Below are 18,641 nucleotides of genomic sequence, written 5' to 3'. Positions count from 1 at the left end.
CTGGCGCACCTTCCTGTGAGGAGCAAAAGCGTGCTGTTAGTGTTCAGAAGCTTAGTACTGGCGTTGCTGCTGGTATTGCTGTTCTGTTTTAGTATTGTATTGTGCCTGTTGCGGCCCATGCATAAAGATAATGTTTATGTATTGGCGCGTTGTTTTGCTGCCGTGACTCCATTGCTGGGATTGCGGGTGATCATCCGTCATAGCGAACGTAGCCAGTGCCAGCCCTGTGTTTTTCTCGCTAACCATCAAAATAATTTTGATCTGTTTACCTTATCAAAGGTGGTACCTAAGGGCACAGTGTCTCTTGGCAAAAAGAGCCTGTTGTGGATCCCCTTGTTCGGTATTATTTACTGGTTGTCAGGCAATATTCTGATTGATCGTAAGAATCGCACTCGGGCGGTTTCAACCTTGAACAAGGTCGCCCGCAAAATTAAGCAGAATAGACTATCACTGTGGGTGTTTCCGGAAGGTACTCGTAGCCGCGGTCGCGGGTTATTGCCATTTAAAATGGGCGCATTCCATACCGCAATAGCCACTGGGGTGCCGGTGGTGCCCATTATCGCCTCATGTCAGAGCCATATTCGCCTTAATCGCCGTAACAATGGTGTTGTGATCATTGAATTGCTTGAACCTGTCGCCACTGACAATGTCGCGCCGAACCAGCTCCGTGACTTTGCCGCTGACATTCACCAAAAGATGGCGGCTAAACTGGAACAGCTAAACCTTGAAGCGGCGCAACTGATGGCTGCACCATCACATCATCCTGAAGTATAATCAGCGCCAATGCCCCAACTGGAGATCAATAAATGAGTGTTCAACAACAACTGCAGGCTCAGCAGCAGGAAAATCGCGATATTGTGGAGTCACTGCTGAGTGACGGTTCTGATGCCGATGCTGAATACACCATTGAGCATCATTTTTCGTCCAGTGATTTTGATCGCTTGGAAAAAGCCGCTGTGGATGCGTTCAAATTGGGCTTTGAAGTGAATGATGCTGAAGAAGTGGAACTCGATGACGGTAGTGTACTGTTCTGTTTCGATGCCATCGCTTATCACTCACTGGATGTGGCTTTGCTGGATAAAGCCTGCGAGCAACTATTACAGTTAGCCAGCAAACATAAGGTTGACTATGATGGCTGGGGCACCTACTTCATGGGTGATGACGAAGATATAGAAGAAGATGAAGATCTTGATGATGAAGAAGAGTCTAGCTGGCGTCATTAAGTCTTGCTAAACAGATGTAAAAACACCGGGCTCATCCCGGTGTTTTGTTATGGGCTAGCGGTAACGTCTCAGTTGTAGCGTACCGGTTTTTCACCCATCACGACCGGAATATCCAGTGTTTTACCATCACGGATAATCTGTACGTCGACTTTGGTCCCTGGTTTGGTTTCGGCAATACGATCCATCAGCATGTCGACCCCAGTCACCTCTTCATGCTGATATTTGATGATAACATCACGTGGGCGCAGTCCTGCATGAAATGCCGGGCCACCTGAGTCCAGGCTGGTAATGAAGATGCCTTTCAAATCCGGCAGATTAAGGATCTGTGCGATCACTTGATTTACTGGTTCGCCAGAGATCCCTAGTGCACCACGGATCACCCGACCATCTTTGATCAGTTTGCCCATCACCTTGTATGCCAATTCAATCGGAATGGCAAAGTTGATACCGTGCCCGGCTTTATCATCATTGGTCAACTGATAAGCCGCAGTGTTAATACCGATAAGACTTCCCGTGGTATCGATCAGCGCGCCACCTGAGTTACCGGCGTTAATGGCGGCATCTGTTTGCAAAAAATCCAGATAGCGGCTACTCAAACCGCTGCGACCGGTAGCACTGATAATGCCCTGCGTGATGGTTTGGCCCAAGTTGTAGGGATTGCCAATGGCGAGCACTACATCACCAACCCGTGGCGCATGCTTGAGATTCACCGGCACTACTGGCAGGTTATCACCCTCAATTTTAAGTGCCGCAAGGTCGGTTTCTGGATCTAGCCCCACCACATCGGCACTGAATTTTCGGCCATCTTGCAGTGCCACCACAATTTCATCGGCCTTATTAATCACATGGTAGTTAGTGATAATGTAGCCCTGTTTACTCATTATCACCCCAGAACCCAGTCCCTGCAGCTTGCTGGAATTAAGCGGTTGTTCCTGATTGATGCTGAGACTGTAGATATTGACGACGGCTGGTGCGGCTTTGCGTACCGCTGACGAAAATGACAACTCACTGCCGCTGTTAAATTGCAGCAGATTACCATTGGGATCTGCAATAAAGCGGGTGAACACGATAAACACGGCAGCCATTACCAGGCCGAAGGTAACGGCTTTAGCGATATAGATCAGCGAGGATCTGAGCATTGTTAGTGGCGGTCCGTGATTGAGTAAAAAGGAAAAAGTCGAGCTAGACTAGCATGTTTTATACGGCATCGCTCGTTGATTAGTGTCCGATGTAGTAGCGTCTTTGGCGGTTAAAAAATGGAGCCGCAACCGCGACTCCATTGCCATTATGGTGAATTTATCCGCGTAACACTAGATACAGCAAGCTGTTACCACGACGGATCTTCAAGGCTACACCACCATCTTGATCCTTGAGGGCTGCTTTCAACTGTTTCAGGTTGTCGATACGAGAGCGGTTAACCCCAACAATCAGGTCATCTTTTTGCAGGCCGCTCATGGCCGCTGGAGAACCTTGGGCAATTGCGGTGATGGCCACCCCTTTATCGGTATTTTCGAGGGTTGCTCCGGCCAGCATTGGATGTACATCGCCAGCGGAGGCTTCTTTCATTTCACTCGCATTACCTAGGGTGACTTTAACGTCTTTCTGGTCACCGTCGCGGATGATCCCCAGTTTAACTTCGGTGCCAGCACCCATAGTGCCAATTTTTGCCCGCAACTCTTGGAAGGTTTTCACTGGACGGTCATTTAAACTAACGATAACGTCACCGGCTTTGATCCCGGCTTTTGCGGCTGGGCTATCGGCAACAACCTCATTGACGAACCCACCATGCTGCGATTTCAGACCAAAACCTTCTGCCAGTTTACTGTCCAAATCGCGGCCCATGACCCCGAGTACCCCACGGCGCACTTCGCCATGTTCAATAATCTGATTCACCAGGTTGTGTACCATGTTGGCTGGGATCGCAAAGCCAATACCCACATTGCCACCGTTTGGACCAACAATGGCGGTGTTGATGCCGATCAGTTCACCTTTGAGGTTCACCAATGCACCACCGGAGTTACCACTATTAATGGCGGCATCAGTTTGAATGAAGTTTTCCAGCATTTCTATGCCTAGGCCGCTCCGGCCCAGTGCGCTGACAATACCTGAAGTCACGGTTTGCCCAAGACCAAACGGGTTACCAATCGCCACGGCAAAGTCACCAACACGCAAGGAATCAGAGTCGGCAGGTTTAATGGCTGTCAAATTGTCAGCCTTGATCTGCAACAATGCCACATCAGATTCTTTGTCTGTGCCCAGCAATTTAGCGGTTACTTCACGGCCATCATGCAGACCTACTTTAATTTCGTCGGCACCATCAACCACATGGTTGTTGGTGACAATGTAACCTTTGTCCGCATCAATAATGACCCCAGAACCCAGGCCGCGGAAGGGTTGTTCCTGTACTTGCTCTTGTGGCGCATTGGGGCCAAAAAGTAGCGGAAAATATCTGGGACGCGTTGCCGTGACACATGGGTTCCAGATACGGCAACAGAGACTACCGCGGGGTTACTTTTTCCAGCATCGGGGCGAGACTAGGAATATTCTGCCCATCAACGGCTTGTGGAATGGATGCCTGTGACACCACAGGGTTTAACATCAGGCTTGCCCCCAACAGGGCCGCGGAAATCAGTGATAACTTGGTCTTCATCTATGTATTGCTCCTCATCCGGAATCATTCAGATGTTCTGCTCTGCCAGGTGGCGGCGAATTCGTTAAATGCTCTGTGAGCTATCGGTACTTAATCCGACTGAACAGGCTTTTGAAAAGTTCGAGTCATTAACAAAGATTAATTATCTGCGCTCACTGTATTGTCGTTAATAGAATAGTAAAACCTATTAAAAACATTGCGTTAATTTTTACTGGTTCTGGTACGTCTGTACCAACTTTGGCCTCGCATGTTAACATTTGGCTTCTTTTGAAAGGCCGTATATTTCACATAAGGCATAACGAGAAGATTTCAAGTGTCACAAATCACGCCATGGGAACATTATCAGCAGGATCTGGAACGAACCGATTTTAGTTATGATGCTGCTCAGGAACGCGCCGTAAGAGCTTTACAACGGGTTTACGATGTATTGCAAAAACCTGCCAAGGGTGGATGGCGGCGTTGGATAGGCCGCGGTAAGCCACAACCGGTTCAAGGGTTGTATCTGTGGGGCGGCGTCGGTCGTGGAAAGACCTATCTGATGGATATCTTTTTCGAATCACTACCGGATAGCCACAAATTACGTGCCCATTTTCATCATTTTATGGCACGTATTCATCAGGAATTGAATGAGCTGAAAGGGACTCGCGATCCGTTACTGGTGATAGCCGAGCGGATGGCAAAGCAATACCGGGTCATCTGCTTTGATGAGTTTTTTGTGTCTGATATTACCGATGCCATGCTGCTTGGCACTTTGTTTACCGCGCTCTTTGAAAAAGGGGTGCTGTTGGTGGCGACTTCCAACATCATTCCCGATGACCTCTATAAGAATGGGTTGCAGCGGGCACGTTTTTTACCGGCGATTGCCCAGATTAACCAGCATTGTCAGGTGCTGAATGTGGATTCCGGTATCGACTATCGTCTGCGTACTTTGGAGCAAGCTGAAATTTATCACTTTCCGCTGGATCAAAAAGCTGAAACCAATCTACAAAGTTACTTCCGCCAATTAACCGAGGGAGCGGAAATTAACACTGAGCCATTAGAGATCAGTGGTCGTCATATCCAGATTCAGCAACGTAGCAAAGGCGTATTGTTAGCGGATTTTCGCGCGCTGTGTGATGGCCCCCGCAGCCAGCGGGACTATATGACAGTGGCACATCAGTTTCATACAGTACTGCTGCGTGGCGTTGAACAGATGGGGTTGCAGCAGACCGGCGACGATATTCCCCGGCGTTTTCTGGCACTGGTGGATGAGTTTTATGAACGGCGGGTAAAATTGATTATTTCGGCAGCAGTACCGCTGTCGCAAATCTATACTGAAGGACAATTGAGCTTTGAATTTCGGCGTTGTCGTTCCCGGTTGATAGAAATGCAATCAAAAGAATATTTGGCACTGGAGCATCTGCCATAATTTTTTGGAAAAATATTACGTTGGCGGCAAAAAGCAGATGATTTTTAGTTCAGCTTTGTCTATAATCCTGCGCCTGCCCACGTTACTCCGTCCTTTGTTGGGCGGTTAAAGCCAACTACATGCTCGAAGGGGTATGGAACGGTATATAGTGTTGTCTGCATCCGCGGCAACATGTGACAGAATTTAACTTTGGGTTTTTGTAATAATGAAGACTTTTACTGCCAAGCCAGAAACTGTAGCTCGCGACTGGTATGTTGTTGATGCCGAAGGTAAGACTTTGGGCCGTATCGCCACTGAAATCGCTTTGCGTCTCCGTGGTAAACACAAGCCTGAATTTACTCCTCACGTAGATACTGGTGATTACATCATCGTGATCAACGCTGAGAAAGTTACCGTTACCGGTAACAAAGCTTTGGGTAAGACATACTACTCCCATTCCGGCTTCCCAGGTGGCATCAAGCAGATCAGCTTTGAGAAGCTGCAAGCTCATAAGCCAGAAATGATCATCGAGAAAGCGGTTAAAGGTATGCTGCCAAAAGGCCCATTGGGCCGTGCCATGTTCCGTAAACTGAAAGTTTACGCGGGCGCAGAGCACAACCACGCTGCACAACAACCTCAAGTTCTTGATATCTAAACGGGATTAAGCAAATGGCTGCAACTCAGTACTACGGCACTGGCCGTCGCAAAACTTCAACTGCCCGCGTATTTGCCAAAGCAGGCAGTGGTAATATCGTTGTTAACAAGCGTCCTCTGGATGTTTATTTCGGTCGTGAAACTGCCCGCATGGTAGTTCGTCAACCACTCGAACTGGTTGAAATGATCGATAAACTGGACCTGTATGTAACCGTTAAAGGCGGTGGCATTACTGGTCAAGCTGGCGCTATCCGTCACGGTATTACCCGTGCGCTGATGGAACTGGACGAAACTCTGCGTCCTACTCTGCGTGCCGCTGGTTTCGTTACCCGCGATGCTCGTCAGGTTGAACGTAAGAAAGTGGGTCTGCGTAAAGCACGTCGTAAACCACAGTTCTCTAAGCGTTAATATCGCTTTATGTGTTTGCAAAAACCCGGCATCAGCCGGGTTTTTTTATGGCAGAATAAAACCGATGGCTCAACAACTCAGGGCATAAACAATGGGATGGCATCTTTGGTTAACGGCATTGGGCATAGTGTTGTTGTTTGAAGGCTTAGGCCCTCTTTTATTCCCTAATCGTTGGCGCCAATATCTGCAACAGATAGCTGCAATGCCAGCAAGCAGCATGCAACGTCTGGGGGCAGGATTAGTGTTAACTGGCGCGGCAATACTGATTATTTTTTCGTAAACTCTTGCCCTTCACCGGTCAAAATCTGTTAGAATCCTGTTTTAACCGCAACCTTGCAGCAAACAATGGGCAAAAACGTAGTTGTTCTCGGCACTCAATGGGGTGACGAGGGAAAAGGTAAGATTGTCGACCTTCTGACAGAACAGGCAAAATACGTGGTTCGGTATCAGGGTGGCCATAACGCTGGTCATACACTGGTTATCGATGGTGAAAAAACCGTTCTTCATCTGATCCCATCTGGTATTCTCCGCGGTAACGTCAAGTGCGTCATCGCTAATGGTGTGGTGTTATCACCAGAAGCGCTGATGACAGAAATTAAAATGCTGAAGGATAAAGGCGTTCCTGTTGAAGAACGTCTGTTGTTGTCTGAAGCATGTCCGCTGATCCTGCCATTTCACTGTGCACTAGACGTTGCCCGTGAAAAAGCGCGCGGCAATAAAGCCATTGGTACCACTGGCCGTGGTATCGGTCCTGCGTATGAAGACAAAATTTCTCGTCGTGGACTGCGGTTGGGCGATTTGTTCAATCCTAAGCAGTTTGCTGAAAAGCTGAAAGAAGTCATGGAGTACCATAACTTCACTCTCACTGAATACTATAAATGTGAGCCGGTGGATTATGAGAAAACTCTAGAAGACTCTCTGGCGCTGGCGGATTATCTCAAGAGCATGTGTGTTGATGTCGCCGAGTTACTCGACAATGCGCGTAAAAATGGCGATTCCATCCTGTTTGAAGGTGCTCAGGGCACCATGCTGGATATTGACCATGGGACTTATCCATTTGTGACCTCCTCTAACACTACTGCTGGTGGCGTTGCTACTGGCAGTGGTTTGGGACCGCGTTACATTGATTATGTCTTGGGGATTATCAAAGCTTATTCTACTCGCGTAGGTGGCGGCCCATTCCCGACAGAACTGACCTGTGATATCGGTGAGCATCTGTCAATTAAAGGGCATGAATTTGGTGCTACTACCGGACGTAGACGTCGCCCAGGTTGGTTAGATGTGGTAGCTATGCGCCGTGCTATCCAAATCAACAGTTTAAGTGGCCTATGCCTGACTAAACTGGATGTGCTGGATGGGCTGAAAGAAGTCAAAATCTGTGTGGGTTATCAACTCCCAGATGGTACTGTCAGTAAGGTAACCCCTTTGGCAGCCGAAGGTTATGAGCTGGTAACGCCTGTGTACGAGACTTTACCCGGCTGGAGTGAAAGCACATTTGGGGCAACCTCGTTGGAGCAGTTGCCACCGGCGGCTATCAACTATATCAAGCGGATAGAAGCTTTACTGGAAACGCCGATAGATATTATCTCGACTGGGCCAGACCGTAACGAAACTATGATTCTGGTGAGTCCGTTCAAAGAGTAGTTACCCAAAAGGCCGCATAAGCGGCCTTTTTTACAATGTATGGACTTGCAGCACCCCTTCAGAATTGCGTTATACTGCCGATGATCCTTATGTCTTTCATTGTCTCGGAAAAGCTTTATGTTGCGACTGATATTGATGTTATCCCTGCTGATGGCGGCGCCTTTGATGGCAGAGCAAAAAGCGGTAGATATCTACTCACAGGCACAATTGCTGAAGATGATCCGCAGTCATACTTATCTGCAACAGATTAAATCTGATAACTGTCAGATTGTGCAGGATATTGAAGCTCATGCGGATGTATTGAAAGAACCACTGTACCAGTATCTGTGGGGCGAAATGCTTAATTACGGTGTTTGCGTCAAGGCCGATCCCGCCAGTGGTATACAGCAACTGCGGGCAGCCGCAGAACAGGGCAGTGCCGAGGCGATGGTTCGACTTGCTGAATATTATGCGCAAGGCAAGTTTTTGATGAAAGATAAACAGCGGGCAGTGCAGTACGTCTATCCCGCTGCTGCTAATGGTGATCTGCCCGCACAAATGATGCTGGTAAAACTATTTGGTGAAGGGTATGGCAGCCCTCGCGATTATATGATGGCTTATCATTGGCTATATAATCAGACATTTAATGATGCCAAAACCCAAGAACAGGCCAGTGTTTTACTGGCAAAACTAGCGGGCAAGCTACCCGCCAGTCAATTAGAACAAGCGAAAAAAGCCACGGTACACAGATGATGACTGGTGGTTAACTAACTGATGGAATTTGAATGATTAAAGATCCTCATTTTGAGAGAGAACAACAGAAATACGACAACCCCATTCCCAGTCGGGAATTTATTCTGGATTACCTGAAAAGTCAGCCTTCCCCCTGAACCGCGAACACATCGCCGCAGCACTGGATATTCATGATGAAGAACAGCAAGAAGCCTTGCGTCGTCGTCTGCGGGCCATGGAGCGTGATGGGCAGATAGTGTTTACTCGTGGTCAATGTTATGGGCTGCCTGAACGGATGGATTTAATTGCCGGGACTATCATAGGTCACAAAGACGGCTATGGTTTTTTCCACCCAGATGAAGCCGGAGAAGATCTCTATATTCATCATGGGGATATGCTCAAATATTTTCACGGTGACCGGGTATTAGCACAAAAAGCTGGCGGACGTGGTCGTACTGAAGCGCGGATTGTCCGCCTGTTAGAAGAACGCACTGCGCCTTTGGTTGGGCGGTTTCATCTGGATTGCGGTATGGGGTTTGTTATTGCTGATGACAAACGCATTACCCAAGAAATCTTGATTGATAATGCTGACCGCAATGGTGCCAGAGAAAACGATGTGGTGGTGGTTGAGCTAACCCGCCGCCCAGGCCGTTATGTGAAAGCGGCCGGTAAAATTACCGAAGTATTGGGTAAGGATATGGCGCCAGGCATGGAAATCGAAATTGCTTTACGCAATTACGATTTGCCCCACACTTGGTCGGCAGCCATCGAAAAACGGCTGCGTAAAATCCCGGATGAAGTCTTGGATAGCGATAAAACCGGACGTGTTGATTTGCGCCAGTTGCCGCTGGTCACTATCGACGGTGAAGATGCCCGTGACTTTGATGACGCCGTATATGCTGAACGTAAACGCGGTGGCGGTTGGCGGCTGTGGGTTGCGATTGCTGACGTGAGCTACTATGTACGCACCGAATCGGCGTTGGACACTGAGGCGCGCGCTCGTGGTAACTCGGTTTACTTCCCGTCACAAGTGATCCCCATGTTGCCAGAGAAGCTATCTAACGGCTTATGTTCACTCAATCCTGGGGTTGATCGCCTGTGTATGGTTGCCGAGATGACGATTGCTGCCAGCGGTAAATTGTCTGGCTATAAATTTTATCCGGCAGTGATGCACTCGCATGCCCGCTTCACTTACACCTTGGTCGCCGACATGCTGGAGACTGGTAACGTTCCCGAACAGTACCGCGAGTTGTATCCGCATTTGCAGGTGTTACAGCAACTTTATCAAACACTGGAGCAGCAACGGCAAGCGCGTGGTGCCATTGGCTTTGAGACCGAAGAAACCCAATTCATCTTCAATGAGCAGCGCAAGATAGACCGGATTGTGCCACGGGTGCGCAATGAGGCGCATAAGATCATTGAAGAGTGCATGATCATGGCCAATGTGGCGGCGGCTAAATTTGTCAAAAAATACAAAGGTCATACGCTTTACCGGGTACATGAAGCACCATCGGAGCAGAAGCTGACGCAGTTTAAGGAGTTTCTGGCTGAACGCGGTTTGAAACTCAATGGTGGATTGGAACCCCAACCCGCAGATTATCAAGCCTTGATGGAGCAGGTACATGAGCGTCCCGATGCACAGCTTATCCAAGTGATGTTGCTGCGCTCAATGCGCCAAGCTATTTATACCCCAGATAATGAAGGTCACTTTGGTTTAGCGCTGGAAGAATACGCGCATTTTACATCACCTATCCGCCGCTATCCTGACTTGGTGTTGCATCGCGTGATCCGTTATCTGTTAGCGAAAGCCGATGCGGAGGTGCAGGATAAGTGGACGCCAGATGGCGGTTACAATTATCAGTTGGAAGAACTGGATCTCCTCGGGGAAGAGTGCTCCAATACCGAGCGCCGCGCGGACGAAGCGACCCGCGATGTTGCCGATTGGCTCAAATGCGAGTTTATGCAGGATCATGTTGGCGACGTATTTGAAGCCGTGGTGGCTTCGGTCACAAGCTTTGGCTTGTTTGTGCGTCTGAAAGATCTGTTCATTGATGGGCTGGTGCATATCTCAACGCTAGGGAGCGATTACTATCAATATGATCCGTTGCGGCAGCGCCTTATCGGTGAGCATACCGGCAAAGTCTACCAGATTGGCGATCCTGTAACGGTCAAAGTGGCTGCGGTGAATCTTGACGATCGCCAGATTGAACTGTTGATGGTGGATGATATGGGGCAGCGCAATCGGGGCCGAAGCCGCAGTGCTAGTCGGCCATTGACCGCGCGCGAACGTGTCAACCGTGAAGGCGCCAAACTTGCGGCTAACAAAGGTCGTACGGGTAAAGATAAACGCAGTAAAAATATCGATAAGGTGGCCGCTAACAAGCCCGCTAATCCTGAAAAAGTAAGTCTGAAAAGAGTAAGGCTGTGAAACGGCCCAAGAGAAAGAAATAAAGCATGAAAAAACCGGAACTGGTGTTTGGCATCCATGCCGTAACCTCTTTATTTGAACATTCCCCTGAACGGGTGCTGGAAATGTGGCTGCTCAATGGCCGTCAGGATGAACGTATTCGGCCATTGTTGGCATTAGCGGATACTATCGGCATTAAACCGCAGATTGCTGCCCGTAAAACACTGGACGAGAAAGCAGAAAGCAGCCAACACCAGGGCATAGTGGTACGCGTTCGTCCGGCTAAAATACTGACCGAGAACGATCTAGAAGCGTTACTGGATAAGACCAACACGCCATTTCTGCTCATTCTGGATGGCGTAACAGATCCGCACAATTTGGGCGCCTGTTTGCGTAATGCCGATGCCGCCGGAGTACATGGTGTGATTGTGCCGAAAGATAATTCTGCTGGACTCACGGCGACTGTGAGTAAAGTTGCCTGTGGTGCCGCAGAAACTGTCCCCTTATTTCAAGTAACCAACCTTGCTCGCACCATGAAGCAGTTGCAGGAACGGGGCGTTTGGATTGCCGGTACTGCTGGCGAAGCGGATAGCACTTTGTATCAGGCTAATCTCAGTGGCCCCCTGGCGATTGCGATGGGGGCAGAGGGCAAAGGGTTACGTCGTTTAAGTCGCGAGAGCTGCGACACCCTGATTTCCATTCCCATGGCAGGCACGGTTTCCAGTCTTAATGTCTCAGTGGCAACGGGCATCTGTTTGTTTGAGGCTGTACGCCAACGGCAAGCCTGAGACAATGCTTTGTGAGAATAATAAGGGATGGTGAAAACCATCCCTTTGGCGTTATTGAAAGGTGTAAAGCAGGTTAAAGGTGGTAATGGTGTCTGTCTGCTGGCTACCTTCTGGCACGATTTCAGTATATTTAACGTAGAAACCGATTTTAAACGCCCAGTCCTGAAAGAGCGTGTTCTTATAGCCCATATCCAGTGTCACTGTGTTGTTGTTCTCGCCAATTTCGGCGGTCAGATCGGCATTGAACGTCGTATATTCGTGAATTTTTTGCTCAAATCTGGCGGCGGTACGTAAAATGACATCGGTTTCGGATGATGGGTCTGGTTCATCATCCGTTGCTATAGGTAAGTTATAACGATAGCCGGGGCCAACTTCTAAACTCAATTTGGTTCTGCCTGTGCTGACCGCATCAAAACCGTAACCACTGGAAATGGTATAAATGTCGGTGTAACTGCCGAATTTATCCCAGACAAATTCCCCACGGCCAAAAACATAGCCTTTTCTCAGCTTGTAGTTTGACTGTAATTGCAGGTCATACTTTTCGGCCGTGGTATTTTCGGAGTCAGCGGCATAATACGCCTTAAACGTCCCTTCTTGTGTGGCCTTACTGGTGTCATACACCATTTTGGTGCGACCGTTGAAACTGGTGGAGTCGGTATTGCCTGTATTGAGTTGAAAACCAGCTTCAATTTCAGCGGTAAAGTTATTGGGGGCTCACGATAATCTGGAGGGACGAGTGCCCAAGTCGGCGATGACAATAAGCTTAAAAGCGCCAGTAAAAATAATCTTGTCATTGTATTTGAGTCTTAGTGCTGTTACTGCTGCAAATCAGCGTCACATAATAACTGCTGACTGTCTACAGGCAAAGTTATTGCTTGAGTTTGTGTCCCCCTTTATGTACTATTTCGCGCCTAAATCAGTCACTTTATTCTCGTTCCTTGCCTTGTAGGGGTCTGACTGAGCCACAAAAAGGCTAAATAACCGTAAGGAGCAATAAATGCGTCATTACGAAATCGTATTTTTAGTTCACCCAGATCAGAGTGAACAGGTTCCTGGCATGATCGAACGCTACACTGGTGCTATCACCGCTGTAGGCGGCAAGATCCATCGCCTGGAAGACTGGGGCCGTCGCCAACTGGCATATCCTATTCAAGATTTGCACAAAGCTCACTATGTTCTGTTGAACGTAGAAACTACCGCTGAGTCTATCGAAGAACTGGAAACTGCTTTCCGTTTCAACGACGCTGTTCTGCGTAGCTTGGTTATGCGCACTAAAGCTGCCATCACCGAAGTTTCTCCAATGGCCAAAGCAAAAGATGAACGTGACTCACGTCGCGCGTCTAACAGCGATGATAGAGCTGCTGACGAAGATTCTGCTGAGATCGAAGAAGAAAACGCTGAAGAGAGCGCTGAGTAAGTTTTTCTGTGACCACCAACCACCTGGAATTATCCGGAAAGATCCTGCGTTGTCGGCGCTTTAAAAGCCCGGCTGGCATTGAACATACGGTAATTCAGTTGGAACACAGGTCGCAACGTTTTGAAGCTGAACTGCCAAGGAACGTGTACTGCGTGTTGCAAGTGGTATTGAGTGGAGAACGCTTTGATAGCGTTACAGATAAGCTGAAAGCGGGTGTGGATATCCAGGTCAGCGGCTTTCTGACTCTACAACAGAGTCGCAATGGCCAAAGTCGACTGGTGTTGCACGCCGAAAATGTCGAATTGAAAATTTAGGAGACTGTCAAAATGGCACGTTATTTCCGTCGTCGTAAATTCTGCCGTTTCACTGCCGAAGGTGTTACGGAGATCGATTACAAAGATATCGCTACGCTGAAAAACTATATCACCGAAAGCGGTAAGATTGTTCCCAGCCGTATTACCGGCACCAGCGCTAAATACCAGCGCCAGTTGGCTCGTGCTATCAAGCGCGCTCGTTATCTGTCTCTGCTGCCTTACACTGATCTGCATCAGTAAGCTGGCATTGATCCAAATCGAATTGAGAGGAATTGATAATGAACGTTATTCTGCTTGATAAAATTGCCAATTTGGGCAATCTGGGCGATCAGGTTTCTGTAAAAGCTGGTTATGCTCGTAACTACTTGCTGCCTCAGGGTAAAGCAGTTGTTGCAAACGATGAAAACGTAAAAGTTTTCGAAACTCGTCGTGCTGAACTGGAAGCTAAAGTGGCTGCTGAACTGGCAACTGCCAATGCTCGTGCTGAGAAGATTGTAGCGCTGGAAGCTGTGGTTATCGCTTCTAAAGCCGGTGATGAAGGCAAACTGTTCGGTTCTGTTGGTACTCGTGATATCGCAGATGCTGTAACTGCTGCCGGCGTGGAACTGGCTAAATCCGAAGTGCGTTTGCCACTGGGCGCTCTGCGTTCTACTGGTGACTTCGAAGTTGAAGTTCAGTTACATTCTGAAGTTAAAGCTGTTGTTAAAGTGACTATCGTCGCCGAAGCATAATGAGTCTTTAATGAAAAAACACCGCCATCAGGCGGTGTTTTTTTATGTGTTATTGAGATATTTTTACGGTTGTTTCATATGAAAGTTATAGGTCAGATTCATACCTGCTTATTTTGACTTTTGTTATGTCGGTTTGTTCTTTGCCCCTGTGTAGACAGTACTTTTGCAGTAAGCTGAGAGTCGTTACAATGGGCGGTCGAATAAGCAGGTTGCCACCAAATCAGAGCCGCTCGTTTGCTGAAGATCTGTGCTTAGTCCATCACATTTCTTTAAGATGGCGCTATTCATGAGAACTAACGTTTTTACATCTTCTAATCCAATATTGGAGATTTCCAGAGTTATGCCACAGCAAAGTGCTTTCAAAGTCAGAGGTGACAAGCGTAAAGAGGCGCAGGTTGATGCGTTGAAATTGCCACCCCATTCCATTGAAGCGGAGCAGTCGGTGCTGGGTGGGCTGATGTTGGAAGCCGAAGCGTGGGATAAAGTTGCTGAAGCATTGGTTAAAGAGGATTTCTATTCCCGGGCCCACAAGCTGATTTTCAGTGCGATGCAAAAACTGGTGGATGGCGGCCAGCCACTTGATTTAATCACGGTATCGGAACAGCTGGAACTGACTGATGAACTGGAAGATGCTGGCGGTTTTGCCTATTTGGGTGAGATAGCTAAAAACACGCCCAGTGCTGGCAATATCTTGTCTTATGCCGAGATTGTGCGTGAGCGTGCAGTGGTGCGTGAGATGATCCGCGTTGCCCATGAAATCGCTGACGCTGGCTACAATCCTGAGGGGCGGGATTCTGGCGCCTTGTTGGACTTGGCCGAGACCAAGGTTTTTAAGATTGCTGAGCAGCGTGCCAATAGCAATGAAGGTCCAGAAGGCATCAAAAGCATTCTTGAAAAAACCGTTGATAAGATTGAGCAGCTTTATAACAACCCGCATAACGGGGTGACGGGTGTATCTTCCGGTTTTGCAGATCTTGATGATAAAACCGCAGGTTTCCAGGCGGGTGATCTGATCATTGTTGCGGCGCGTCCTTCCATGGGAAAAACCACTTTTGCGATGAATCTGTGCGAATATGCCGCGCTTAATGAAGATAAACCAGTGTTGATTTTCAGCCTGGAAATGCCTTCCGAACAGATCATGATGCGTATGCTGGCCTCGCTTGGCCGCGTTGATCAAACCCGTATCCGTACCGGTAAGTTGGATGACGATGATTGGGCGCGCGTTTCTTCCACCATGGGGCTGATGCTGGAAAAAGGTAAAATGTTCATTGATGACAGTTCGGGATTGACGCCAACGGAAGTGCGCAGCCGTGCTCGTCGTGTCGCCCGTGAACACGGTGGGCTGTCAATGATTATGGTGGACTACTTGCAACTGATGCAGGTACCGGCCTTGGCCGATAACCGCACCTTGGAAATTGCCGAGATTTCCCGGTCTCTGAAGGCGCTGGCAAAAGAGCTGGAGATCCCAGTTATTGCGTTGTCACAGCTTAACCGTTCATTGGAGCAACGTTCAGATAAGCGCCCGGTTAACTCAGACTTGCGTGAATCTGGTTCTATTGAACAGGATGCCGACCTTATCATGTTCATCTATCGTGATGAGGTTTATCATGACGACTCACAGGATAAAGGTGTCGCTGAGATCATTATTGGTAAACAGCGTAACGGTCCTATCGGTAAGGTCAGATTGACTTTCCAAGGACAATTTTCCCGTTTTGATAACTATGCTGGACCGCAATTCGACGAGGATTAGACCTCCGTCCGGCCATTCCGGAGTGACTTTGGTCACTCCATACTCATAAGTTTATGAAGGTATTAATTGAAACCCTTTCCCAGAGCTGAAATCAGCAGTCAGGCGCTCAAACATAATCTGGAACGCCTTCGAGAAGTCGCTCCTCACAGTAAAGTGATTGCCGTCGTTAAAGCTAATGGCTATGGCCATGGCCTTTTGAATGTCGCGAATAGTGTTCCAGATGCTAATGGCTTTGGCTTGGCGCGACTGGAAGAGGCATTGGAAATGCGAAAGGGTGGCGTCAAAGCTAAGCTATTACTGCTAGAGGGTTTTTTCAGAAGCGAAGATTTACCTCTGTTGGTTGAGCATAATATTGATACCGCCGTGCATCATGAATCTCAGTTGCAGATGCTGGAGCAGGCGCATCTGGATAAACCGGTAACTGTGTGGATGAAGCTCGATACCGGAATGCATCGTTTAGGTTTTTCTCCTGCACAATTCCATGAGGTTTATCAGCGTTTGTTGCGTTGCCCTCAGGTTGCTAAACCGATTAATTTTATGACCCATTTTGCCTGTGCCGATGAGTTACAAAAGGACTATACCGCCAAGCAGCTCGCTATTTTCAATGAGCTGACACAAAATTTACCCGGCGAACGCACAACCGCAAATTCGGCGGGAACCTTGTTTTGGCCAGAGAGCCAGGCTGACTGGATCCGCCCGGGAATTGCCTTGTATGGCGTGTCTCCGGTGGATGGTGATCGTGGGGCTAAACATGGGTTGATACCGGCAATGACCTTGGTGTCGCAGTTAATTGCGGTAAGAGAACATAAAGCTGGTGATACCGTGGGTTACGGTGGTCACTGGCAGGCTAGCCGCGACACACGCCTAGGCGTGGTTGCTATTGGCTATGGTGATGGTTACCCCCGTAATGCACTACAAGGTACGCCTGTATGGATTAATGGCCGACGAGTCCCGATTGTTGGCCGGGTTTCCATGGATATGCTGACCGTTGACTTGGGCCCGAATGCCACCGATAAAGTGGGTGACGCTGCTGTTTTGTGGGGGCCGCAACTGCCAGTAGAAGAAGTTGCGGAAAAGATTGGTACATTCGCCTATGAACTCGTCACTAAGCTCACTCCCCGTGTTGCCGTCTGTTTAGACTGATGGATCCGCAAGCCCCTAGGGTGATGGTGTCGCACAGAACTCATCGTCCTAGGGGCTTTTTGTTGCCATCCATAATTCCCTGCTGCGTTATCCCGTCGATTTGTTACTAAGGTGCTTTTGCGCTGTATCACACTTTTTAAGTGTTCCACATTTTTTGCACAATATTTGTCGTTTGTTTGCAAAGTCTATTTCTAGATTGCTTGCAGTTGTCTTAACAGAAACCTGTATGGATATAACGCAATGCTCATCAAGACTATGACAATACTGCTGATGACTCTGCTCCTGGCGGCTTGTGCTTCTGGGAGTATGAACACTGCCGGGAAGAATGGTTCAGGTTCTAAAGTGTTACCACCCGCAGGAGAACCGGTACAACAGATGGATGATGCAGATCCTGATGATCCTTATTACGCCTTCATTGAACCTGGCGATGAAGCGGTGTCGGCAATTCCTACCGGCTCTATTTTCAATATCCAGCAAGCGCAAAGTATTTATGTGGAGCAAGCTCACTTCCGGGTCGGTGACATTATTTCGGTAAAGCTCGCTGAATCGACCAAAGCCAGTAAAAGCGGTAGCACGCAAATGAATAAAAGTACCGATTTTACTCTCGATCCCATTGGTGTGCCTGGCGGCAATCTGAAAATTGCCGGGAAAGAGGTTGACCTTGATCTCAGTCAACAGCAGAAATTTAAAGGTGATGGTAACTCAAGTCAGTCCAATGATTTTGAAGGGGAAATAACCGTTTCTGTGATGAAAGTGATGAAAAATAACACATTGTTGATCCGTGGCGATAAATGGCTACTCATCAACAACGGTAAAGAGTTTATCCGGTTAACGGGCATTATCCGCGCTAAAGATATTCTGCCAGACAATACCGTATCTTCGACCAAGATCGCTAATGCTAGGATTGAATATTCTGGCAATGGTGAATTGGCTAACAGTCAACGTTTAGGCTGGCTGACAGACAAGCTGAACAACCCAACCGTGTGGCCATTCTGATGCGCTGGTTATTGCTAATTACCATCCTGTGGCTGCTGACGGCATGTACTCATGAGCAATTAGTGCGTTATGAGCTGGTAGCCCCGATAATGCTCAAGTATTACAGGCGACAGGCTACGCGCCGATTGCCTCGCAAGTTGGCCCGAGCTACGAAGAAAAATTGATGCAGGCCATGGAAGCCTCGCGTTTGGATGCCTATCGGCGCTTAGCCGAGCAACTCTATGGGCAGCAATTGCGGGCCTATACCCGCATGACTGGTGAAACGACCAATCGCAAAACATTGGATGCCAAAGTCCAAGGGGTTGTTCGGGGAGCAAAAGTTGTCAGCCAAAGCGTGCAGGGGCTTTTTACACTACAGAGTTATCACTCGATCCCAAGGTGCTGGCAGATTTAGGTTCAGTCGAAAATAAACCGGTAG

18 protein-coding genes and 3 pseudogenes are annotated in these 18,641 nt (G+C 48.3%); 18 read left to right on the top strand and 3 right to left on the bottom strand.

Annotation, left to right across the window (positions count from 1 at the left end; genetic code table 11):
- Positions 1-30 precede the first annotated feature (30 nt).
- Positions 31-774: a 1-acylglycerol-3-phosphate O-acyltransferase gene (locus tag KHX94_RS06365; protein WP_213682798.1), complete on the top strand. Its 744-nt coding sequence runs from the start codon at positions 31-33 to the stop codon at positions 772-774.
- A gap of 32 nt (positions 775-806) precedes the next feature.
- On the top strand, positions 807-1,223 hold the full coding sequence (rraB, locus tag KHX94_RS06360) for a ribonuclease E inhibitor RraB (RefSeq protein ID WP_213682797.1): 417 nt from the start codon (positions 807-809) through the stop codon (positions 1,221-1,223).
- A gap of 68 nt (positions 1,224-1,291) precedes the next feature.
- Here the strand turns inward: rraB and degS are convergent, their stop codons facing one another.
- Positions 1,292-2,362 carry an outer membrane-stress sensor serine endopeptidase DegS gene (gene degS / locus KHX94_RS06355; RefSeq protein ID WP_213682796.1) on the bottom strand — a complete coding sequence of 357 codons (1,071 nt, stop codon included), beginning with the start codon at positions 2,360-2,362 and terminating at the stop codon, positions 1,292-1,294.
- A gap of 157 nt (positions 2,363-2,519) precedes the next feature.
- Positions 2,520-3,873 (bottom strand): annotated as a pseudogene (locus KHX94_RS06350) (DegQ family serine endoprotease).
- Between the two features lie 313 nt (positions 3,874-4,186).
- Here KHX94_RS06350 and zapE point away from each other — a divergent pair.
- The 8 genes and pseudogenes from zapE to rlmB all read left to right on the top strand — a co-directional run bounded on the left by zapE (position 4,187) and on the right by rlmB (position 11,872).
- A complete protein-coding gene (gene zapE / locus KHX94_RS06345; protein ID WP_213682795.1) occupies positions 4,187-5,281 on the top strand; it encodes a cell division protein ZapE in 1,095 nt (364 codons plus the stop codon).
- A gap of 205 nt (positions 5,282-5,486) precedes the next feature.
- Positions 5,487-5,915, top strand: a complete 429-nt coding sequence (rplM, locus tag KHX94_RS06340; RefSeq protein ID WP_133037360.1) for a 50S ribosomal protein L13 — start codon at positions 5,487-5,489, stop codon at positions 5,913-5,915.
- Between the two features lie 14 nt (positions 5,916-5,929).
- Complete coding sequence (gene rpsI, locus KHX94_RS06335; protein WP_133037359.1) at positions 5,930-6,322, top strand: 30S ribosomal protein S9; 393 nt, start codon at positions 5,930-5,932, stop codon at positions 6,320-6,322.
- Between the two features lie 91 nt (positions 6,323-6,413).
- Positions 6,414-6,602: a DUF2065 domain-containing protein gene (locus KHX94_RS06330; protein ID WP_213682794.1), complete on the top strand. Its 189-nt coding sequence runs from the start codon at positions 6,414-6,416 to the stop codon at positions 6,600-6,602.
- A 65-nt stretch (positions 6,603-6,667) separates the two neighbouring features.
- Positions 6,668-7,966, top strand: a complete 1,299-nt coding sequence (locus KHX94_RS06325; protein ID WP_213682793.1) for an adenylosuccinate synthase — start codon at positions 6,668-6,670, stop codon at positions 7,964-7,966.
- A 117-nt stretch (positions 7,967-8,083) separates the two neighbouring features.
- Entirely contained in the window at positions 8,084-8,698 is a 615-nt protein-coding gene (locus KHX94_RS06320) for a tetratricopeptide repeat protein (RefSeq protein ID WP_213682792.1), read from the top strand.
- A 32-nt stretch (positions 8,699-8,730) separates the two neighbouring features.
- Positions 8,731-11,105 (top strand): annotated as a pseudogene (gene rnr / locus KHX94_RS06315) (ribonuclease R).
- Positions 11,106-11,131: 26 nt separating this feature from the next.
- Positions 11,132-11,872 carry a 23S rRNA (guanosine(2251)-2'-O)-methyltransferase RlmB gene (gene rlmB, locus KHX94_RS06310; RefSeq protein WP_213682791.1) on the top strand — a complete coding sequence of 247 codons (741 nt, stop codon included), beginning with the start codon at positions 11,132-11,134 and terminating at the stop codon, positions 11,870-11,872.
- A gap of 51 nt (positions 11,873-11,923) precedes the next feature.
- Here the strand turns inward: rlmB and KHX94_RS06305 are convergent.
- Positions 11,924-12,666: pseudogene (locus tag KHX94_RS06305) on the bottom strand (DUF481 domain-containing protein).
- 203 nt (positions 12,667-12,869) lie between these two features.
- On the opposite strand from KHX94_RS06305, the gene rpsF reads away from it, so the two are divergent.
- The 8 genes from rpsF to KHX94_RS06265 all read left to right on the top strand — a co-directional run bounded on the left by rpsF (position 12,870) and on the right by KHX94_RS06265 (position 18,617).
- Positions 12,870-13,289, top strand: a complete 420-nt coding sequence (rpsF, locus tag KHX94_RS06300) for a 30S ribosomal protein S6 (protein WP_213682790.1) — start codon at positions 12,870-12,872, stop codon at positions 13,287-13,289.
- Between the two features lie 8 nt (positions 13,290-13,297).
- A complete protein-coding gene (priB, locus tag KHX94_RS06295; RefSeq protein ID WP_213682789.1) occupies positions 13,298-13,603 on the top strand; it encodes a primosomal replication protein N in 306 nt (101 codons plus the stop codon).
- Between the two features lie 12 nt (positions 13,604-13,615).
- Positions 13,616-13,843, top strand: a complete 228-nt coding sequence (rpsR, locus tag KHX94_RS06290) for a 30S ribosomal protein S18 (RefSeq protein ID WP_025009344.1) — start codon at positions 13,616-13,618, stop codon at positions 13,841-13,843.
- 38 nt (positions 13,844-13,881) lie between these two features.
- Positions 13,882-14,334, top strand: a complete 453-nt coding sequence (rplI, locus tag KHX94_RS06285; protein WP_213682788.1) for a 50S ribosomal protein L9 — start codon at positions 13,882-13,884, stop codon at positions 14,332-14,334.
- Positions 14,335-14,674: 340 nt separating this feature from the next.
- Complete coding sequence (gene dnaB, locus KHX94_RS06280; protein WP_213682787.1) at positions 14,675-16,084, top strand: replicative DNA helicase; 1,410 nt, start codon at positions 14,675-14,677, stop codon at positions 16,082-16,084.
- Between the two features lie 66 nt (positions 16,085-16,150).
- Positions 16,151-17,227 (top strand): alanine racemase, encoded by a 1,077-nt coding sequence (alr, locus tag KHX94_RS06275; RefSeq protein WP_213682786.1) that lies wholly within the window; start codon positions 16,151-16,153, stop codon positions 17,225-17,227.
- A 240-nt stretch (positions 17,228-17,467) separates the two neighbouring features.
- Positions 17,468-18,223, top strand: a complete 756-nt coding sequence (locus tag KHX94_RS06270) for a flagellar basal body L-ring protein FlgH (protein ID WP_213682785.1) — start codon at positions 17,468-17,470, stop codon at positions 18,221-18,223.
- Between the two features lie 160 nt (positions 18,224-18,383).
- Positions 18,384-18,617 (top strand): hypothetical protein, encoded by a 234-nt coding sequence (locus tag KHX94_RS06265; RefSeq protein WP_425314044.1) that lies wholly within the window; start codon positions 18,384-18,386, stop codon positions 18,615-18,617.
- Positions 18,618-18,641: the final 24 nt, after the last annotated feature.

It is taken from the genome of Shewanella dokdonensis (assembly GCF_018394335.1).
Taxonomy (GTDB): domain Bacteria; phylum Pseudomonadota; class Gammaproteobacteria; order Enterobacterales; family Shewanellaceae; genus Shewanella; species Shewanella dokdonensis.
The sequence above is the reverse complement of the archived record's forward strand: the minus strand, read 5'-3'. Positions and strand labels throughout refer to the sequence as shown.

Bases quoted from the DNA above. Each gene is read 5' to 3' on its own strand.
- rraB (WP_213682797.1), top strand. From the start codon at position 807: ATGAGTGTTCAACAACAACTGCAGGCTCAGCAGCAGGAAAATCGCGAT.
- degS (WP_213682796.1), bottom strand. From the start codon at position 2,362: ATGCTCAGATCCTCGCTGATCTATATCGCTAAAGCCGTTACCTTCGGC.
- rplM (WP_133037360.1), top strand. From the start codon at position 5,487: ATGAAGACTTTTACTGCCAAGCCAGAAACTGTAGCTCGCGACTGGTAT.
- rpsI (WP_133037359.1), top strand. From the start codon at position 5,930: ATGGCTGCAACTCAGTACTACGGCACTGGCCGTCGCAAAACTTCAACT.
- KHX94_RS06330 (WP_213682794.1), top strand. From the start codon at position 6,414: ATGGGATGGCATCTTTGGTTAACGGCATTGGGCATAGTGTTGTTGTTT.
- KHX94_RS06325 (WP_213682793.1), top strand. From the start codon at position 6,668: ATGGGCAAAAACGTAGTTGTTCTCGGCACTCAATGGGGTGACGAGGGA.
- KHX94_RS06320 (WP_213682792.1), top strand. From the start codon at position 8,084: ATGTTGCGACTGATATTGATGTTATCCCTGCTGATGGCGGCGCCTTTG.
- rlmB (WP_213682791.1), top strand. From the start codon at position 11,132: ATGAAAAAACCGGAACTGGTGTTTGGCATCCATGCCGTAACCTCTTTA.
- rpsF (WP_213682790.1), top strand. From the start codon at position 12,870: ATGCGTCATTACGAAATCGTATTTTTAGTTCACCCAGATCAGAGTGAA.
- rpsR (WP_025009344.1), top strand. From the start codon at position 13,616: ATGGCACGTTATTTCCGTCGTCGTAAATTCTGCCGTTTCACTGCCGAA.
- rplI (WP_213682788.1), top strand. From the start codon at position 13,882: ATGAACGTTATTCTGCTTGATAAAATTGCCAATTTGGGCAATCTGGGC.
- dnaB (WP_213682787.1), top strand. From the start codon at position 14,675: ATGCCACAGCAAAGTGCTTTCAAAGTCAGAGGTGACAAGCGTAAAGAG.
- KHX94_RS06270 (WP_213682785.1), top strand. From the start codon at position 17,468: ATGCTCATCAAGACTATGACAATACTGCTGATGACTCTGCTCCTGGCG.